The following is a 15,239-nucleotide window of genomic DNA, read 5'->3' as shown; positions in this document are numbered from 1 at the left end:
GCTATTCACCGGCGTCGTTGGTCAGGCGGACGTGCAGGACACCCGTCGTGTCCGCGAAGGTGTCGGCGGCTGTGGTCATCTCGGGCCCTTCGAGCGTCAGGGTGACGCTGACGGCCGCCTCGTCGGAGCCGTCAGCCGGCGGACGGCCCGGGATTTCCGCTGCGGGTCCCAGCGTGCCCGTGGACAGTTCCAGCAGTTTCCAGCCGTGGGAGGAACACTGCGAGAGCAGCTCCCGGAGAACTCCCTATCGCCCCAGATAGACCACCCGGAATTGGGCGGTCTGCCGTTTCGAGGCCGGTAGCCGCCGTGACACCCACGTGTAGCTGAACACGACCACGAAATGCAGGGCCGTCACCAGCACCGCCAGGACCGGTAGCCCGGCCCCGGCGGCCATGCCCACTGCCGCGGTCTCCCACACTGAGGCGGCGGTGGTCAGCCCGTGGATGGAACCACCCCGCGTGATGATCAGCCCCGCACCGAGAAAACCGATGCCCGAGACGACCTGGGCGGCCACCCGGGAGGGATCCAGAACCACGTCGTCGCCCAGGACGTTCTGAAACCCGTACTTGCTCACCAGCAGGAACAACGCCGAGGCCGTACCGACGATCGTCTGCGTGCGCAGCCCTGCGCTCTTTCCCCGCAGCTGCCGCTCGAGGCCGATGAGGGAAGACAACGCGAACGCCACCAGGACCGCCAGAATCTGCGCCAGACCCTGACCCTCCGGTTCGAGGAACTGCGCCACAGCCGCAATCATTCTGGTGACTCTACTACCGCATGGCGCCGTTCCGGGCCGTTCTCACGGAATAGGGGACGGTAGTCCGCTGCAGCATCCTGCGGGGCTGTCTGGGCGGTCAGCGGCTGGCGGCGTTCAGTTCGTCATCGATGTAGCCGCGGCGGCTGGCCCGGAAACCGGTGACGGCCATGGCGACGGTGCCACCCACCAGGGTCAGGAGAATCGCCGACCACTGTCCGGTGGCCTCGTAGATGATGCCGATCAGGAAGGGGCCCAGCGCCGCCACGAAATAGCCGACCGGCTGGACGAACCCGGAGAGTCGGGCGGTGACCAACGGGGAACGGCTGCGGGCGGGGATCAGGGCGATGGCGGTGGGGAAGCAGAAGCCGCCGAGGCCGAGGAAGAGCGCCCACAGCAGGGGCACGGTGTCGGCGGTGAAGTACAGGCCCACGTAGCCGGTGGCGGAGCACACCGAGAACAGCACCGGAAAGATCGCCAGGTTGTGGACGCGGTCAATGATCAGCGGCATCACGAGGCCACCGATCACGTTCAGCGCCCCGACCAGGGCCAACGCTACGGATCCCACGTTCGCGGAAGCTCCGCCGTCGATGAAGATCTGCGGCAGCCAGCCCATCTGGATATAGGCGTTCATCGACTGCAGGCCGAAGAACAGCATCAGGAACACCGCGGTGGGGGACTTCCAGAGGGAGCCGCCATTCCCGGCGGCGGTGTCAGCGGAGGCGGAGGGGAAATCGAAACCGGTGCGGGCGGCGACGATGACCCAGACCACCAGCTGGACCGCGGCGAACGACGCCCAGATGAACAGGGACCAGCGCCAGGCGTCGTTGCCGTTGAAAAGCAGGATGCTCAGCGGGCCGATGGCGCCGGAGAGACCGAGCACCGAACTGTAGATGGTCATCAGGGCGACGATGTGGCGGCCACCGTGGTTTTTGATCCAGGCGGGCAGCAGCACATTGGCCAGGGCGATGCCCGCCACGACGAAGGCGGTCAGCGCGATGAAGATCCAGATTTCCCCCACCCACGGCCGCACCGCCAGTCCGATGAGGGTGAGCACCATGCCGACGGTCAGCGTTTTGCTCAGGCCGAACCGGGCGGCCAGCGGAACCGCGCCCAGCCCCATGATCGCGAAGAAGAGGCCGGGCATCGCCGTGATCACACCGGCCAACGCGCCACTGGTGTTGAAGGCCTCGAGGACCTCCCCCAACACTGAGCCCAGGGAGGCGATGCCGGCGCGGAGATTGATGGCCGCGAAGAACACGGCGATGAAAGCCAGTACAACCGGAACCGACCGGGGAAAGCGTCGCGGTGTCGGGGATTCAGTCATACTGCCTGCCTCAGGAAGATCGAGTGGAAACCTAAAATGCCACCGGGCCACACAGAGGTGGTCGGGCAGCGGGTTTCAGGCTACTCCTTCTCAGTACCGGGAGCTGCGGAACGGGGCGTCCTTTCGGCCGTGGCGCTGCCGCGGGCGGGGACAGGTGCTGGAGGTCAGGGGAGGGCCGCCCGGGAATGGCTGGGGTTCATGCCACCACGGTGACCCCGGTGAAGGCGACCGTCATGACGAGCAGCGTCGACAGTGCGGCGAGGACAAAGGGACGGAACCCGACCCGGGAGAGATCGCGGACCTTGACACCGCAGCCGAGGGCGAACATCGTGGCGGCGAGCAGACCCGTCTGGAGCAAATCACCCACCGCCAGCACCGGTACCGGGACCGCGAAGAAGGAGCGCAGGAGGACCATCACCAGGAATCCGATGATGAACGGCGGGACCAGCGGAGGCAACGTCCCCCGGGAGCCTGACTGACCGTCGGTGAGCGCGTCCCGGGCGATGCGGCGTTGCCGGACACTCAGAATTGAGACCACCGGGGCCAGCAGGAGAACACGGGCGAGTTTGACCAGGACGGCGGCGTTCAGTGCCCCCGGGCCGAGCGCGCCGCCGATCGCCACGACCTGGGCCACCTCGTGGACGGAGCCGCCGGCCCACATTCCGGCGGTCTCCTCGCCGAGCCCCAGGAGGTTCGCCGCCAGCGGGAGCAGGGGAATCAGCAGGGTGCCGAAGATGACCACCAGAGCCACGGCAGTGACGGTGTCCTTCTCGGCCTCGTCGTCGGGGTCAGTCACCCCGGCGGCCCCGACGACGGCGGCGGCACCGCAAATGGAGAAGCCACAGGCGATGAGCAACGTCAGATGGGGAGAGACCCTTAGGACACGGCCCAGGAGCACGGTGCCGAACAACCCGATGGTGACGATGCCGATGATGGCGACCAGCAGCGGCACCCCAAGGTCGACGATGTCAGAGAGGACCAGTTTGAGCCCGAGCAGCACAATGCCGATGCGCAAGAGCTGTCTGGATGAGAAGCCCAGCCCGGGGGAGAGGGCGGCCGGCAGGCGCGCCACATTGGTCAGGATGATTCCCAGGATGATCGCGATGATGAGCGCGCTGATGCCCGGCAGCAGGAGACTCAGCCCGGAGGAGAGGGCGGCGGCCGCGAGACAGAGCATCACCCCGGGCAGGAGTGGCCGCACCTGGAATCTCTGCCGGTGCGAGGTGGTGGGGGCGGAGTGGGAATCTGGAGCCAACATGACCCTGAGAATTCCAGCGTTGTGGAGAATGCGGTAGACGGCAGTTCGGCCCCCTGCCATATCCTGATGATATGACAGACTCTCTTCCCAACCTCCAGGCCCTGGCTCTGTTCGTGGCGGTTGTCGATGAAGGTAGCTTGGGCGCGGCAGCCCGGAAGCTGGGCATGTACCAACCGAACGCGAGCCGCATGATCACCCAGCTGGAGACGAGCGCGAACGAGGTGCTGCTGGACCGTCATCCGCGTGGGTCGCGCCCCACCTCAGCCGGGGTGCTGTTCGCCGCCCACGCCCGGACTCTCCTGGAAGCCGCCCGGGAATTCGAGGAGTGGCTCCGACACAGCCGGGAGGATGAGGTGGTGGAGATCCGGGTCGGGGCGAGCTTGACGATCGCCGAGAATCTGATGCCGGCGTGGCTGACCGAGCTGCGACGGCGGCTGCCCCGGGTCCGCGCGGACCTCGAGGTGCTCAACTCCGCACAGGTGCTGGCGGAGGTGGAGGCAGGGTCGCTGCAGGTGGGCTTCGTGGAGACCCCGCGCGTACCCGGTTGGCTGAACACCCTGGTGGTTCAGGAGGACGAACTGGTGGTGGTCACCGCGGCGAACCACCCGTGGGCGGCACGGCCCCGCCCCCTGGGGATCGCGGAGGTGGCCGCGACGCCGCTGATCAGCCGGGAAGGGGGTTCGGGGACCCGGCACGCTTTTGAGGAACTGGTGGGACAGACCATGCTTGCCCGCCCCGCACAGACCTTCAGCAGCAACGCCGCGGTCCGGGTGGCCGTGGCAGCGGGGGCCGGTCCCGCGGTACTGAGCTCGCTGGCGGTTCACGCCCAGCTCCAGTCCGGGGAGCTCGTCCGGGTCCCCCTCGCCGAGGCTCCGTTACGACGTCCGCTCACCGCGGTGTGGACAGGACCGCACCGCCTGGTCGGGCCGGTGGCCGAGCTGGTCGCGATCGCCCGGCGCTAGGCGGGCCGGGGCGTCGATAAGCGGGCACGCGAAAGCGCCGGCCACCCGGAGGTGGCCGGCGCGGGGTGCCCTGCCGGGAAAGGGTCAGAAGTCCCAGTCGTCGTCGGTGGTGTTCTCGGCCTTGCCGATGACGTAGGAGGAGCCGGAGCCGGAGAAGAAGTCGTGGTTCTCGTTCGAGGAGGGGTCGAGCGAGGTGCGCACGCCGGGGTTGAACTGGCAGTCATCCACCGGGAAGATGCCCTCGTAGCCGAGGTTGTTCATGGCCTTGTTGGCGTTGTAGCGCAGGAAGCCCTTGACGTCCTCGGTCCAGCCGATGGCGTCGTAGACCTCCTCGGTGTACTGCGACTCATTGTCGTAGAGGTCCATCAGCAGCTCGACGGTGTCCTCCTGGAGCTGCTCCTTCCGCTCCGCGGACAGGCCCTCGAGCTGGCGCTGGTACTTGTAGCCGATGTAGTAGCCGTGGATGGCCTCGTCACGGATGATGAGGCGGATGATGTCCGCGGTGTTGGTCAGCTTGGAGTGGCTGGCCCAGCGCAGCGGGAGGTAGAAGCCCGAGTAGAACAGGAAGGACTCGAGCATCACGGAAGCGATCTTCCGGCGCAGCGGATCCTCACCCTTGTAGAACTCCAGGATGCGGCGGGCCTTGTACTGCAGGTGCTCGTTCTCCCGCGACCAACGGAAGGCTTCGTTGATTTCCGTGGTGGATGCGAGGGTCATAAAGATGTTGCTGTAGCTCTTGGCGTGGACGGCCTCCATGAACACGATGTTGGACAGCACCGCCTCCTCGTGCATGGTGCTCGACTCCGGGATGAGCGAGACGGCACCCACGGTGCCCTGCAGGGTGTCCAGCATGGTCAGGCCGGTGAACACGCGCATGGTGGCCAGCTTCTCGTCCTCGGTCATGGTGTCCCAGGACTTGATGTCATTGGAGACCGGGATCTTCTCCGGCACCCAGAAGTTGGAGATCAGACGGTTCCAGATGTCCAGGTCCATCTGATCGGGGATGTCGTTCCAGTTGATCGAGTCCACCACGTCGCCGGGGGTGTACTTGGCGGGGGAAACAATAGGGTTCACGCGTTCTCCTTGATTAGCTCTCATCGCTCATGCCGTTGGGGCCGCACGCAGTGCGCAGGTGGTTGGGTCAGCTGTCCTCGGGTGGATCCGTGTCAGCGGGCCGCTCCCGTAGCTGCCGTTTCCGCAGACTCATTCCTCCTCCATCAGCCGCCGAGCGGATCCCCTTCAGGTTCCGGCCGTGCGCCGTCATCGTCGATTTTACCCGGCGCCCGGCACACTGCAGCTGACGGAAATGCCGTGTCAGGGGCTGCTGCATGAGCAGAATTTTCAGTCTACGCGTCCGGGAGAGACCCAGACAAAGGTGCCGGTCGCCGCAACGTCTCCCCTGCTCACGAGTGCTGCGGGGGCGAGGGGAGGTGGCAGGGGGTCAGTGGCCGGCCCTCGACGTATACGGGGCCGGGGTATAGGGTGGCGGCAACTGCCATCGACCGGAAAAGAGGCGTGACCATGAAACGTGCCCGTGCCCTGTCCACCCTCCTGTTGCTTCCCGTACTTGCGCTGGGTGCCTGCAGCCAGAGCGCCGACGAGCCATCCGAACCGGAGAACACGACGTCGGAGAGCAGCGGCCACGAGGGGCATGACATGCAGCACCCGGAGGACGGCGGCCCGCCGCCCGAGGGTATCGCCGAAGCAGCTGAGCCGACCTACCCCGTCGGGGCCGAGGTGGTGCTCGCCGCCGATCACATGCCCGGGATGGAAGGCGCGCCGGCGACGGTCTCCGGCGCCTTCGACACCACGGCCTATGCGGTCAGCTACACGCCGACCACCGGCGGGGAACCGGTGACCGGTCACCGCTGGGTGGTCCATGAGGAGCTGGCGGACCCCGGCCAGGCACCGCTTGAGGACGGCACCGAGGTGGTGCTCGAAGCGGAGCACATGTCCGGCATGAAGGGGGCGGAGGCCACCATCGACTACTCCACGGAGGAAACCGTGTACATGGTGGACATCGACACCGAGGAGATGACGATGACCAACCACAAGTGGGTCACCGAGAGCGAGCTCAGGCCGGCTGAGTGACCTGCGAGGTGACCTGGCGCTCCGGCACCACATACGCGGCGATCACCGTGGTGATCGGCACCGCGAGGGTGAGTGCCAGCGCACCGACCCCGGAACGCAGCAGCTCCGTGGCCACCAGGTCACTGGTCAGGGTCTGCAGCAGCGGTCGCTCCGAGACCGAGATGAGCAGCAGCAGGGGAAGCGCCGCGCCGGTGTAGGTGAGCACCAGGGTGTAGACCATCGACGAGATGTGGTCCCGGCCCACCTTCATGGCGCCGGTGAACAGCTGCAACGGGGAGGCTGACGGGTCGAGCTCGGAGAGCTCGTTGACGGTGGAGGCCTGGGAGATGGTGACGTCATTGAGCACGCCGAGGGCACCGATGATGAAGCCACAGAGCATCAGGCCGGTGACCGAGACTTCCGGCAGGTAGAGCAGAATGCGCAGGTTGTCCTCCGAACCCAGCCCCTGGAGATGAGTGGAGCTGATCGCCTGCGAGGCCAGCCAGGCCGCGATACCGAGGGAGATGAGCGTTCCGGCCAGCGCTGCACAGGACTTCCAGTTGAAACCGTGGACCAGCAGCACCACCAGGAAGAGGATCACCGCTCCCGCCACCACGGCCAGCGCCAGGGGAGCGCCGCCGTGCACCAGGGCCGGCAGCAGGAACACGGCCAGGACGGCGAGGGTGATCACCAGGCCGACCAGGGCCCGGATACCGCGCAGGGCGGCGAAGAGGATGATTGCGCCGGCGATGACCAGCCCCCAGACCAGCAGCGGGGTGCCACGCTGGTAATCCGTGAAGGTGTAGGTCAGCTGGCCGTCGGCCGCGACCGTCTCCGCCAGACGGATCTGGTCCCCTTCCGCCAACACCGGCTCGCCGGGCTGCCCGTAGGTGATGAGCAGCGTGCGCCTGCCCTCATTCTCCCCGGAGGTGATGTCCACGATGACATTCGTGCAGGTATCGCCGGAGACGGCTGCGGAGCTGCTGGGGGAGGTCTCGAATACCTGCCCCAGGGAGGGGGACTGGCAGGCACCGGGCGCCACAGCCGAGACCTCACCGTTGACCTGGGCCTGGTTGAGGGCGAAGGTGTTGGTGAACTCCGGGGCGACCACCGGATCCTCATCCGGCGGCCAGAGCATGACCAGGCCGATGCTGGTGGCGATGCCGCACAGAATCAGAAAACCCAGCAGAATGCGACGCCACAGTGTGGTCCTCGCATCCTTCGGCGGTGCAGCGATGGCGTGTCGACCCACAAGGGCTCCTTGGCGTCTGAAAACGGAAAGGCTTCGGAGCGTGAGTGTAGCCGCGGCAGGCTGGGCCGAGTGGACAGGCGTGGTTGCGGGGCTCGGCTGGCAGGCGCGGGTGTCGTTGCACTTGGGGCGGCCACTACTTCAGCTCAGTCGATGCGTGTCGGGTAGGTAGCGGCTACTGCCGGATTGTGTCCTGTGACAGGAGAAAATTGTCCGGTTTCCGCTACCTACCCGACATGACCGGGGTGGCAAATCTGAACTGCGGTCGGGGCGGCCGAAAAGCGGCAAAAGAGCTGAACAGCGGAATATGATGGGAGATGAGACGGAGCACCGTGAGACTGTGGCTGCGGTGACCTCCGCGGGCCAGTTCGAGCCAGAAAGGTCGTATCCCACATGAACACCAGGCAAGACATCATCATCGTCGCGGTGGACGGTTCCGAGCCCTCGCGGGCAGCCGTCCGCTGGGCCGCCAACACCGCCGATAAACGCGGTGTCCCGCTCCGGGTGGTCACCAGTTTCACCTGGCCACCGGTGCTGTACAACGAAGGTCTGATGCCCTCCCGGGAACTCTTCTATGATTTCGAGGCCGCTGCCAAGGAAATCACCGCCGAGGCCCGTGCGCTGGCCACGGAGGTGGCGGCGGGACTCGAAATCGAGGAGACGGTCGTGGAGGGCCACCCCGTGGACGTGCTCAACGGCATGTCCGGTGACGCCACCATGATCGTGATGGGCACCCGGGGCCGGGGCGGGGTGCCCGGCATGGTGCTCGGCTCGGTGTCCGCGGCCGCGGTCCGGCACGCCGACTGCCCGGTCGTGGTGGTCCGGGCGGACAGCGCCGTCACCCCGGACAATAAGTACGGACCCGTGGTGGTTGGCGTGGACGGCTCGGAGGTTTCGCACCGCGCCACCGAATACGCCTTCGCGGAGGCCGACGCCCGGGGTGCCGAACTCGTGGCGGTGCACACCTGGATGGACATGGCGGTCCAGACCTCCCTGTCCGGTCTGGCGCCGGTCCAGCAGCCGTGGGAGGAGGTTGAGCGGGAGCAGAGCGACGCCTTGGCCGAGTGGCTGCAGCCGTTGGTGGAGAAATACCCGAACGTGGCCGTGACCCAGGTGGTCACGCGCGACCGCCCGGTTCGCTCCCTGGCGGAACGCTCCGAGGGCGCGCAGCTCCTGATCGTCGGCTCCCACGGTCGGGGTGGTTTCTGGGGCATGCTGCTGGGCTCGACCTCGCGGGCCCTGTTGCGCTACGCATCCTGCCCGCTGATGGTGGTCCGGCCGGAGAAAGACCGCTGAACCGGAGGCGGACGCGCCCTGCCCGCAGAGCGGACAGGGCGCGACGTCGTCGAGCGGTGGTTTACTGCTTGTAGCTGACTAGGAAGTTGCCGAGGCGTTCGATGGCGTTCTCCAGCTGGGAGGCCCAGGGGAGGGTGACCACACGGAAGTGGTCGGTGTCGGGCCAGTTGAAGCCCGTTCCCTGGACCATGAGGATCTTCTCCGAGCGCAGGATATCGAGCATCAGCTGAGCATCGTCGTGGATCTCATAGACATTCGGGTCCAGGCGGGGGAACGCGTAGAGGGCGCCCTGGGGCTTCACGCAGCTGACGCCGGGGATCTCGTTGAGCTTCTCCCAGGCGACGTTGCGCTGCTTGTGCAGGCGGCCGTACTCACTGGTCAGTTCGTAGATGGTCTGGCGACCGCCCAGGGCGACCTGGATCGCGTGCTGGGCGGGCACGTTCGGGCACAGCCGGGTGCCGGCCAGTAGCTCCAGGCCCTCGATGAAGCCCTTGGCGTGGTCCTTCGGGCCGGTCAGCACCATCCAGCCGGCGCGGTAGCCGGCCACCCGGTAGGCCTTGGACAGGCCGTTGAAGGTGATGGTCAGCAGATCCGGGGCCAGGGTGGCCAGGCTGATGTGCTCGGCGTCGTCATAGAGGATGCGGTCGTAGATCTCGTCGGCCAGCAGGAGCAGCTGGTGTTCGCGGGCGATCTCGACGATCTGCTGCAGGATGTGCCGCGGGTAGACCGCTCCCGTCGGGTTGTTCGGGTTGATCACCACGATGGCCTTGGTGTTCGGGGTGATCTTGGACTTGATGTCCTCGATCGAGGGGTTCCACCCGTCCTCTTCGTCGGCCAGATAGTGCACCGGCTTGCCGCCTGCCAGGGAGGTGGCGGCGGTCCACAGCGGGTAGTCGGGGGCCGGGATGAGCACCTCGTCGCCGTCGTTGAGCAGGGCCTGGGTGGTCATGGTGATGAGTTCGGAGACACCGTTGCCCAGGAAGACGTCGTCGATGTCGAAGTGGGGGAAGCCCTCCACCAGCTCATAGCGGGTGACGATGGCACGCCGGGCCGGAATGATGCCCTTGGAGGTGGAGTAGCCCTGCGAGGTCGGCAGAGCCGCGATCATGTCGCGCATGATCACGTCCGGGGCGTCGAAGCCGAAGACAGCGGGGTTGCCGGTGTTCAGCTTCAGGATGTTATGGCCGTCCGATTCCAGGCGCTCCGCCTCCGCGGCCACCGGGCCGCGGATCTCATAGAGGACGTCCTTCATCTTCTCGGACTGGTCCAGAACGCGCGGGGCGCGGCGACGGGGTCGGCTGGGGCTGCTTTCCGGGGCGGCGGCCGCGGCGGCTGCACCCAGGGCCTGCTCGCGGGCTCGGGTGGACGGCGTGGTGTCCAGGGTGGTCGTATGGTCTGAATGGGCGCTGTTACTCACCGCTATCACTTTGCCACTTTTGGATGTGATTGTGTAGTGGCTGGTGCGGGTGGTTTGCCTTCGAGTGGGGGCCCGGTATTCCACCGCTGCAGAAGAATTCGGGATGAATACCGTTCCGGTAATGATGTGACCTAGTAATCTGATCCCGTGCTTTCCGGTCTGCTCCTGCTCAGTGTGATCGTTGTGGCGGGTTCGTGTCTGCAGCGGGTTTCGGGGATGGGGTTCGCGCTGATCGCCGGTCCCGTGCTCTCGGTGGTGATGGGCCCGGTCGAGGGGATCCTCGTCGTCAATGCGTTGGCGGTAGTTAACGCGGCCATCACCACCGTGACGGTACGCCGTCATGTGGACTGGCGGAAGTGCGGCCTGATCGCGTCGGTGTTGATCTTCGGGTCGGTTCCGGGTGCTCTGCTCGTGCGGGAGGTTTCGCCCGCGCTGTTGCAGGTGCTGGTGGGAGTGTTGTTGCTCGCAGCCCTGGGGATCGTGACCTTCGGGAGGCGGTGGATGCCGGAGGTCTCGGGCCGGCTTCCTGCACTTGCCGCGGGCGTGATCGGAGGGTTCATGAATACCCTCGCGGGCATCGCGGGTCCTGCCCTGACGGTCTATACGCAGGTGACGCGATGGCCGCAGCAGACGTACGCGGCGACGATGCAGCCGATCTTCGTTGTGGCGGGACTGATTTCCTTCAGCGTCAAGATCGTTTCCGGGGCGGGTTCCCTCGCTGAAACCAACTGGTTGATCTGGCCTATGGGTGTTGTGGCCATGCTGCTGGGAATCGGGCTGGGGTCCGTGGCGACCCGTTATGTCAGCCGGCCCTTTGCCGCGCGGCTGGCGCTGTTGTTGGCGGCCACCGGAGGTGTCACGGTGCTCCTGCGGGGGATTTCCGGCCTGGATTAGTTGAACAGCGGAAATGGCTCCAGCAGGTCAGGAACCGGGGGTGAAAGGTAGCACCAAGGGCGAAAGAATGTGGTTCCTGCCATAATATCGACCCCGTCGAAGTTCAGGCCACATTCCAGAAAGGTGCAGACGAGGTGTCGATAAATATGGAAGCGCAGGATGCGGCCGTCGTAGACAGAGAGTCCACGAAGAAGGTCAAGTGGACGCTGGTCGGCCCAGGCCTGGTTGCCGCAGCCACCGCCGTGGGCGCCGCCGACATGGTCGCCACCATGATCGCCGGACAACGCTACGGCTACGCCCTGTTATGGGCGGTGATAGCCGGAACCATCATGAAGATCGTGCTGGTGGAAGGGGCGGGGCGCTACACCCTGGCGACCGGGAACACGATCTTCCACGGGTGGAGCAAGCTCGGTAAGTGGACCTCCTGGTACTTCGCCCCCTATATCGTCATCTGGGGTCTGGTGTACGGTGCTGCCGGTATGTCCGGTGCGGGGCTGGCAATGGCGGCGCTCTTCCCGGGGACGAACCTGACGATGTGGGCGATCCTGACCGGTCTTCTCTGTTTCGGACTGATGTGGCTGGGTAAGTACCAGCTGTTCGAGAAGCTCATCGCGGTACTGGTGGGCGTTATGTTCGTGACGGTGGTGGGCATCGCCGCTATTTCGGTGCCGAATCTCCCGGAGATCGCCAAGGGGCTGGTGCCCACGGTGCCGGACGGCTCCTTCGTCTACGTCCTGTCCATCGCGGGCGGTGTCGGCGGCACCATCACTCTGGCTGCCTACGGCTACTGGCTCCGTGAGAAGGGCTGGTACTCCCCGAAGTGGATGAAGGTCATGCGGCTGGACAACACCGTCGCCTACATCATCACCGGCATCTTCGTCGTCGCCATGCTCATCCTCGGTGCGGAGATGCTCTACAGCGCGAACCTCACCGTCGCCGACAATGACCAGGGTCTGGTGGATCTCTCGCAAGTGCTGGCTGACCGTTACGGCACGGTCATGTCCAAGGTCTTCCTCGTCGGCTTCCTCGCGGCCGCCGTCTCCTCGGTCCTGGGTGTGTGGAACGGTGTGTCCCTGATGTTCGCTGACTATGTCGGTCACCTGAAGAAGCTGCCCGCGGATCACCCGCACATCCGTTCCGGCGGACGCTACTACCGCGCCTACCTGATCTGGCTGACCTTCCCGCCGATGCTGCTCCTGCTGCTCGGCCAGCCGACCGGCTTGATCATCGCCTACGGTGTGCTCGGTGCGCTGTTCATGCCCTTCCTCGGACTGACCCTGTTGATCCTGCTCAACTCGAAGATGACTCCGAAGCGCTGGCGTAACGGCTGGCTGACCAACACGCTGATGGGAATCATTTCCGCGGCGTTCCTGTATCTGTGCATCACGCAGGTGATCGGTTTGTTCTGACCGGGGCGCACCCGGCGCCGCGCGGCGTGACCCGCGCCCTAAACCGCGGCGTCGATAAGCGGTGAATGACAAAACCCACCGGGTCCCTGTGAGGGGGTCGGTGGGTTTCGTGGTTGTTCAGCGTCGTTTCTTGCCCAGGAAGTTCTTGGCCATGTTCATCGCCTCGGAGGTCAGTTCGTGCTGGCGCTCCTTGCGCTGCACCCGCAGCTCCGCCGCCCGGATCCGCTCGGCGCTGCGCAGTTCCCGGAGCCGGTTGCGTTCCAGCTGCCATTTACTCGGCGCGTACCAGGTGGCGGGACCGAGCTTCATCACGTAGAGCAGGATGAAAACCACGGGGATGAGCAGCAGGAACAGCGTGGCCAGCCCGCCGATGGCCGGCGCGGCGATGGCGGTGCCGGCGATGGCTGCGACCGTCGTCAGACCCAGCACCCCCGCCTTGGGGCGCGCCCCGGCACGGTGCGCGGCCTCGATTTCCGACGCCCCGTACACCTGCTCGATCTCCCGGCCCGGCTGAGCGGCGAAGTTCACTGGCAGGTCGGAGAACAGGCCATCCAGGTCACTGCGCACCTGCGCAGCAGCGATACGGCGGCAACGGGAATCATATTCTTCGATGCTGAGCCGGCCCTCGGCCATGGCCTGGCCGAGCTGAGACATCGCGGCGTCGCGCTCCGCGTCACTCAGGCGGACGTGCTGATTCCCATACTGCTCGGCGTTCATGCACCTGATTCTATCGCTGGGGCGGCTAACTGTCTTTCGGGGATCGCCCTGATCTTCTGGTCCGGGCGGAGATGGCCCGGGCGGCCGGTTGAAACGTCCGGAAATGACAAAACTCCCCTGTACCGGGATCCCGGTACAGGGGAGTGGAGGAGCTGGAGGCGGTCCTACCGCGCTGTCACATCGCCGAACTTCTGCGCGACCGGTGCGACCAGCGAGGGCCGGACGGCGACGAATGCTGCGACGATGACAATCAGGGACAGCACGAACAGCACGAAGCCGGTCCAGTTCGTCGAGTCCTGCGCGGCGTACATGTGGTTGAGGTTGCGCAGCGCGCCGGTGGCGAAGACCAGGATGACGTGGATGACGGTGAACACCACGAAGTAGATCATCACCGGGAAGTGCAGTTTCCGGGCCAGCCCGATCGGGAACGCATTGCTCAGCGCCTTGTTCTTCCGGGGCCAGTACTGGGAGAGCCGCAGCCCCGTGATGATGGCCAGCGGCGCCGCGATGAACACCGTGAGGAAGTAGAACAGCTCCTGCAGGCTGTTGTAGTTCACCCAGGAATTGTGGGTCGGCCAGTCCAGGGACAGGTACTGCAGCCCCGCGGACACCGCGTTGGGGAAGAACTCCCAGCTGGTGGGCACCACCCGCATCCACTGCCCCGTGGCGAACAGCAGGATGACGAACACCGCGCCGTTGATGATCCACAGCAGGTCCAGGACCAGATGAATCCACAGCGTCAGACTGATCTTCTTCCCGCCGCGTTTCGACGTCCAGTACCCCTGCGGTCGGCGCTCCTGGTTGACCTGGATTCCCGTCCGGATGATCAGGAACAGGAAGAACATGTTGAAGAAGTGCTGCCACCCCACCCAAGCGGGGAACCCGGTGGGCGCACTTTCGGGCAGCTCGTACTCGCCGGGGTACCTGGTGAGGAACTCCTCGACCGGCTCCAGTCCCACCAGCCAGCGGGCGATCACGACGGCGATCGTGGCGCCGATGAGCAGCGCGATAAACGTGACGCCGGCGGTGCCGGCCCACTGCTTCCGCGTGAGCGGAGTCAGCAGCCGCATGCGCACGGAGCGCTGTTTCGGCTTCTCCTCGTCGGCTTCCTCGCTGTCGCCAGACTTTGACGTCTTGGCGGCGGTTGCACCGGGAACCGACGTGCCAGGCCGGGGTGCGGTAGTCCCGGGCGTGGCTGGAGCTGAAGCTCCCGGGGCCACGGGTGCTGCAGCACCGGGCGCGGGGGCGCCAGGTGCGGGAATCGCCGCGCCGGGCGTAGGTATGGAGCTGCCGGGCGCGGGAATCGCCGCGCCGGGCGTAGGTATGGAGCTGCCGGGCGCGGGCGCCGCAGCACCTGGGGCGGGAGCGGCCGAACCGGGAGCCAGCGCGGCGTCACCCGGGGCCGGGACCGCTGACCCGGGAGCCGGTGCAGCCCCGCCGGGGGCGGGGGCTGCAGCCCCGGGGACGGGAACGTTGGCACCGGGCGGTGGCACGGCGGCACCCGGGGAGGGGATGGATCCCCCAGGTGGCGGCACGGCTACGCCGGGTGCCGGAGCCGCTCCGCCCGGCGCAGGAACAGCGGAGCCGGGCATCGGGACGCCGGAACCCGGCGATGTAGCAGTGTCCTTAGATATAGGGGTGGCAGCACCGGGCGCAGGAACAGCGGAGCCGGGGGCAGGCGGCGTCGAGTCCGTCGCGGCCTTGTCCTCCGGATCCGGGGGAACTGCCGCACCTGGGGGCGGGACAGCGGAACCGGGAGCCGGCACGGCGCTACCCGGTGCCGGGACGTCGGAACCCGGCGCAGCGGCACCGGGCGGCGGGACGGCAGCGCCAGGAGGCGGAACGGCCGAGCCGGGAGGGGGAACCGCCGGGCCGGGCTGAGGCAAGGG

General features: G+C 66.5%; 12 protein-coding genes and 1 pseudogene. 5 read left to right on the top strand and 8 right to left on the bottom strand.

The annotated features are described in order from the left end of the window. Position 1: 1 nt before the first annotated feature. From ACQCVD_RS03605 to ACQCVD_RS03595, 3 genes and pseudogenes are all read right to left on the bottom strand, one after another. Positions 2–754: pseudogene (locus tag ACQCVD_RS03605) on the bottom strand (MgtC/SapB family protein). Positions 755–851: 97 nt separating this feature from the next. After that, positions 852–2,078, bottom strand: coding sequence for an MFS transporter (locus tag ACQCVD_RS03600; RefSeq protein WP_426822332.1), 1,227 nt, complete (start codon positions 2,076–2,078; stop codon positions 852–854). Between the two features lie 196 nt (positions 2,079–2,274). Next, complete coding sequence (locus ACQCVD_RS03595) at positions 2,275–3,336, bottom strand: YeiH family protein (protein WP_426822331.1); 1,062 nt, start codon at positions 3,334–3,336, stop codon at positions 2,275–2,277. 71 nt (positions 3,337–3,407) lie between these two features. On the opposite strand from ACQCVD_RS03595, the gene ACQCVD_RS03590 reads away from it, so the two are divergent. Further along, positions 3,408–4,298: a LysR family transcriptional regulator gene (locus ACQCVD_RS03590; protein WP_426822330.1), complete on the top strand. Its 891-nt coding sequence runs from the start codon at positions 3,408–3,410 to the stop codon at positions 4,296–4,298. Positions 4,299–4,382: 84 nt separating this feature from the next. Here ACQCVD_RS03590 and nrdF read toward each other — a convergent pair whose 3' ends face one another. Next, positions 4,383–5,372 carry a class 1b ribonucleoside-diphosphate reductase subunit beta gene (gene nrdF / locus ACQCVD_RS03585; RefSeq protein ID WP_426822328.1) on the bottom strand — a complete coding sequence of 330 codons (990 nt, stop codon included), beginning with the start codon at positions 5,370–5,372 and terminating at the stop codon, positions 4,383–4,385. Between the two features lie 447 nt (positions 5,373–5,819). Here nrdF and ACQCVD_RS03580 point away from each other — a divergent pair, with 447 nt between their 5' ends. Next, a complete protein-coding gene (locus ACQCVD_RS03580) occupies positions 5,820–6,389 on the top strand; it encodes a YdhK family protein (RefSeq protein ID WP_426822327.1) in 570 nt (189 codons plus the stop codon). On the opposite strand, the gene ACQCVD_RS03575 is transcribed toward ACQCVD_RS03580, so the two are convergent. Further along, on the bottom strand, positions 6,373–7,620 hold the full coding sequence (locus tag ACQCVD_RS03575) for a YibE/F family protein (protein ID WP_426822326.1): 1,248 nt from the start codon (positions 7,618–7,620) through the stop codon (positions 6,373–6,375). The genes ACQCVD_RS03580 and ACQCVD_RS03575 overlap by 17 nt on opposite strands. A 390-nt stretch (positions 7,621–8,010) precedes the next feature. Between ACQCVD_RS03575 and ACQCVD_RS03570 the strand changes: the two genes are divergently transcribed. Next, complete coding sequence (locus ACQCVD_RS03570) at positions 8,011–8,913, top strand: universal stress protein (protein ID WP_426822325.1); 903 nt, start codon at positions 8,011–8,013, stop codon at positions 8,911–8,913. Positions 8,914–8,974: 61 nt separating this feature from the next. On the opposite strand, the gene ACQCVD_RS03565 is transcribed toward ACQCVD_RS03570, so the two are convergent. Next, positions 8,975–10,165, bottom strand: a complete 1,191-nt coding sequence (locus tag ACQCVD_RS03565) for a pyridoxal phosphate-dependent aminotransferase (RefSeq protein ID WP_426822392.1) — start codon at positions 10,163–10,165, stop codon at positions 8,975–8,977. A gap of 312 nt (positions 10,166–10,477) precedes the next feature. On the opposite strand from ACQCVD_RS03565, the gene ACQCVD_RS03560 reads away from it, so the two are divergent. Both ACQCVD_RS03560 and ACQCVD_RS03555 read left to right on the top strand, forming a co-directional pair. After that, positions 10,478–11,224: a sulfite exporter TauE/SafE family protein gene (locus ACQCVD_RS03560; protein WP_426822324.1), complete on the top strand. Its 747-nt coding sequence runs from the start codon at positions 10,478–10,480 to the stop codon at positions 11,222–11,224. A gap of 146 nt (positions 11,225–11,370) precedes the next feature. After that, on the top strand, positions 11,371–12,633 hold the full coding sequence (locus tag ACQCVD_RS03555) for an Nramp family divalent metal transporter (protein ID WP_426822323.1): 1,263 nt from the start codon (positions 11,371–11,373) through the stop codon (positions 12,631–12,633). Positions 12,634–12,750: 117 nt separating this feature from the next. Here ACQCVD_RS03555 and ACQCVD_RS03550 read toward each other — a convergent pair whose 3' ends face one another. After that, positions 12,751–13,350 carry a DUF1707 SHOCT-like domain-containing protein gene (locus ACQCVD_RS03550; protein ID WP_426822322.1) on the bottom strand — a complete coding sequence of 200 codons (600 nt, stop codon included), beginning with the start codon at positions 13,348–13,350 and terminating at the stop codon, positions 12,751–12,753. Between the two features lie 164 nt (positions 13,351–13,514). Beyond that, positions 13,515–14,420, bottom strand: coding sequence for a cytochrome b/b6 domain-containing protein (locus tag ACQCVD_RS03545; protein WP_426822391.1), 906 nt, complete (start codon positions 14,418–14,420; stop codon positions 13,515–13,517). Positions 14,421–15,239: the final 819 nt, after the last annotated feature.

It is taken from the genome of Corynebacterium halotolerans, assembly GCF_050107895.1.
In the GTDB taxonomy this organism is placed as follows: domain Bacteria; phylum Actinomycetota; class Actinomycetes; order Mycobacteriales; family Mycobacteriaceae; genus Corynebacterium; species Corynebacterium halotolerans_B.
This window is presented reverse-complemented; position numbering and strand designations above follow the sequence as displayed.

Bases quoted from the DNA above. Each gene is read 5' to 3' on its own strand.
- ACQCVD_RS03600 (WP_426822332.1), bottom strand. From the start codon at position 2,078: ATGACTGAATCCCCGACACCGCGACGCTTTCCCCGGTCGGTTCCGGTT.
- ACQCVD_RS03555 (WP_426822323.1), top strand. From the start codon at position 11,371: ATGGAAGCGCAGGATGCGGCCGTCGTAGACAGAGAGTCCACGAAGAAG.
- ACQCVD_RS03550 (WP_426822322.1), bottom strand. From the start codon at position 13,350: ATGAACGCCGAGCAGTATGGGAATCAGCACGTCCGCCTGAGTGACGCG.
- ACQCVD_RS03565 (WP_426822392.1), bottom strand. From the start codon at position 10,165: ATGAAGGACGTCCTCTATGAGATCCGCGGCCCGGTGGCCGCGGAGGCG.
- ACQCVD_RS03590 (WP_426822330.1), top strand. From the start codon at position 3,408: ATGACAGACTCTCTTCCCAACCTCCAGGCCCTGGCTCTGTTCGTGGCG.
- ACQCVD_RS03545 (WP_426822391.1), bottom strand. From the start codon at position 14,420: ATGCGGCTGCTGACTCCGCTCACGCGGAAGCAGTGGGCCGGCACCGCC.
- ACQCVD_RS03595 (WP_426822331.1), bottom strand. From the start codon at position 3,336: ATGTTGGCTCCAGATTCCCACTCCGCCCCCACCACCTCGCACCGGCAG.
- ACQCVD_RS03580 (WP_426822327.1), top strand. From the start codon at position 5,820: ATGAAACGTGCCCGTGCCCTGTCCACCCTCCTGTTGCTTCCCGTACTT.
- ACQCVD_RS03570 (WP_426822325.1), top strand. From the start codon at position 8,011: ATGAACACCAGGCAAGACATCATCATCGTCGCGGTGGACGGTTCCGAG.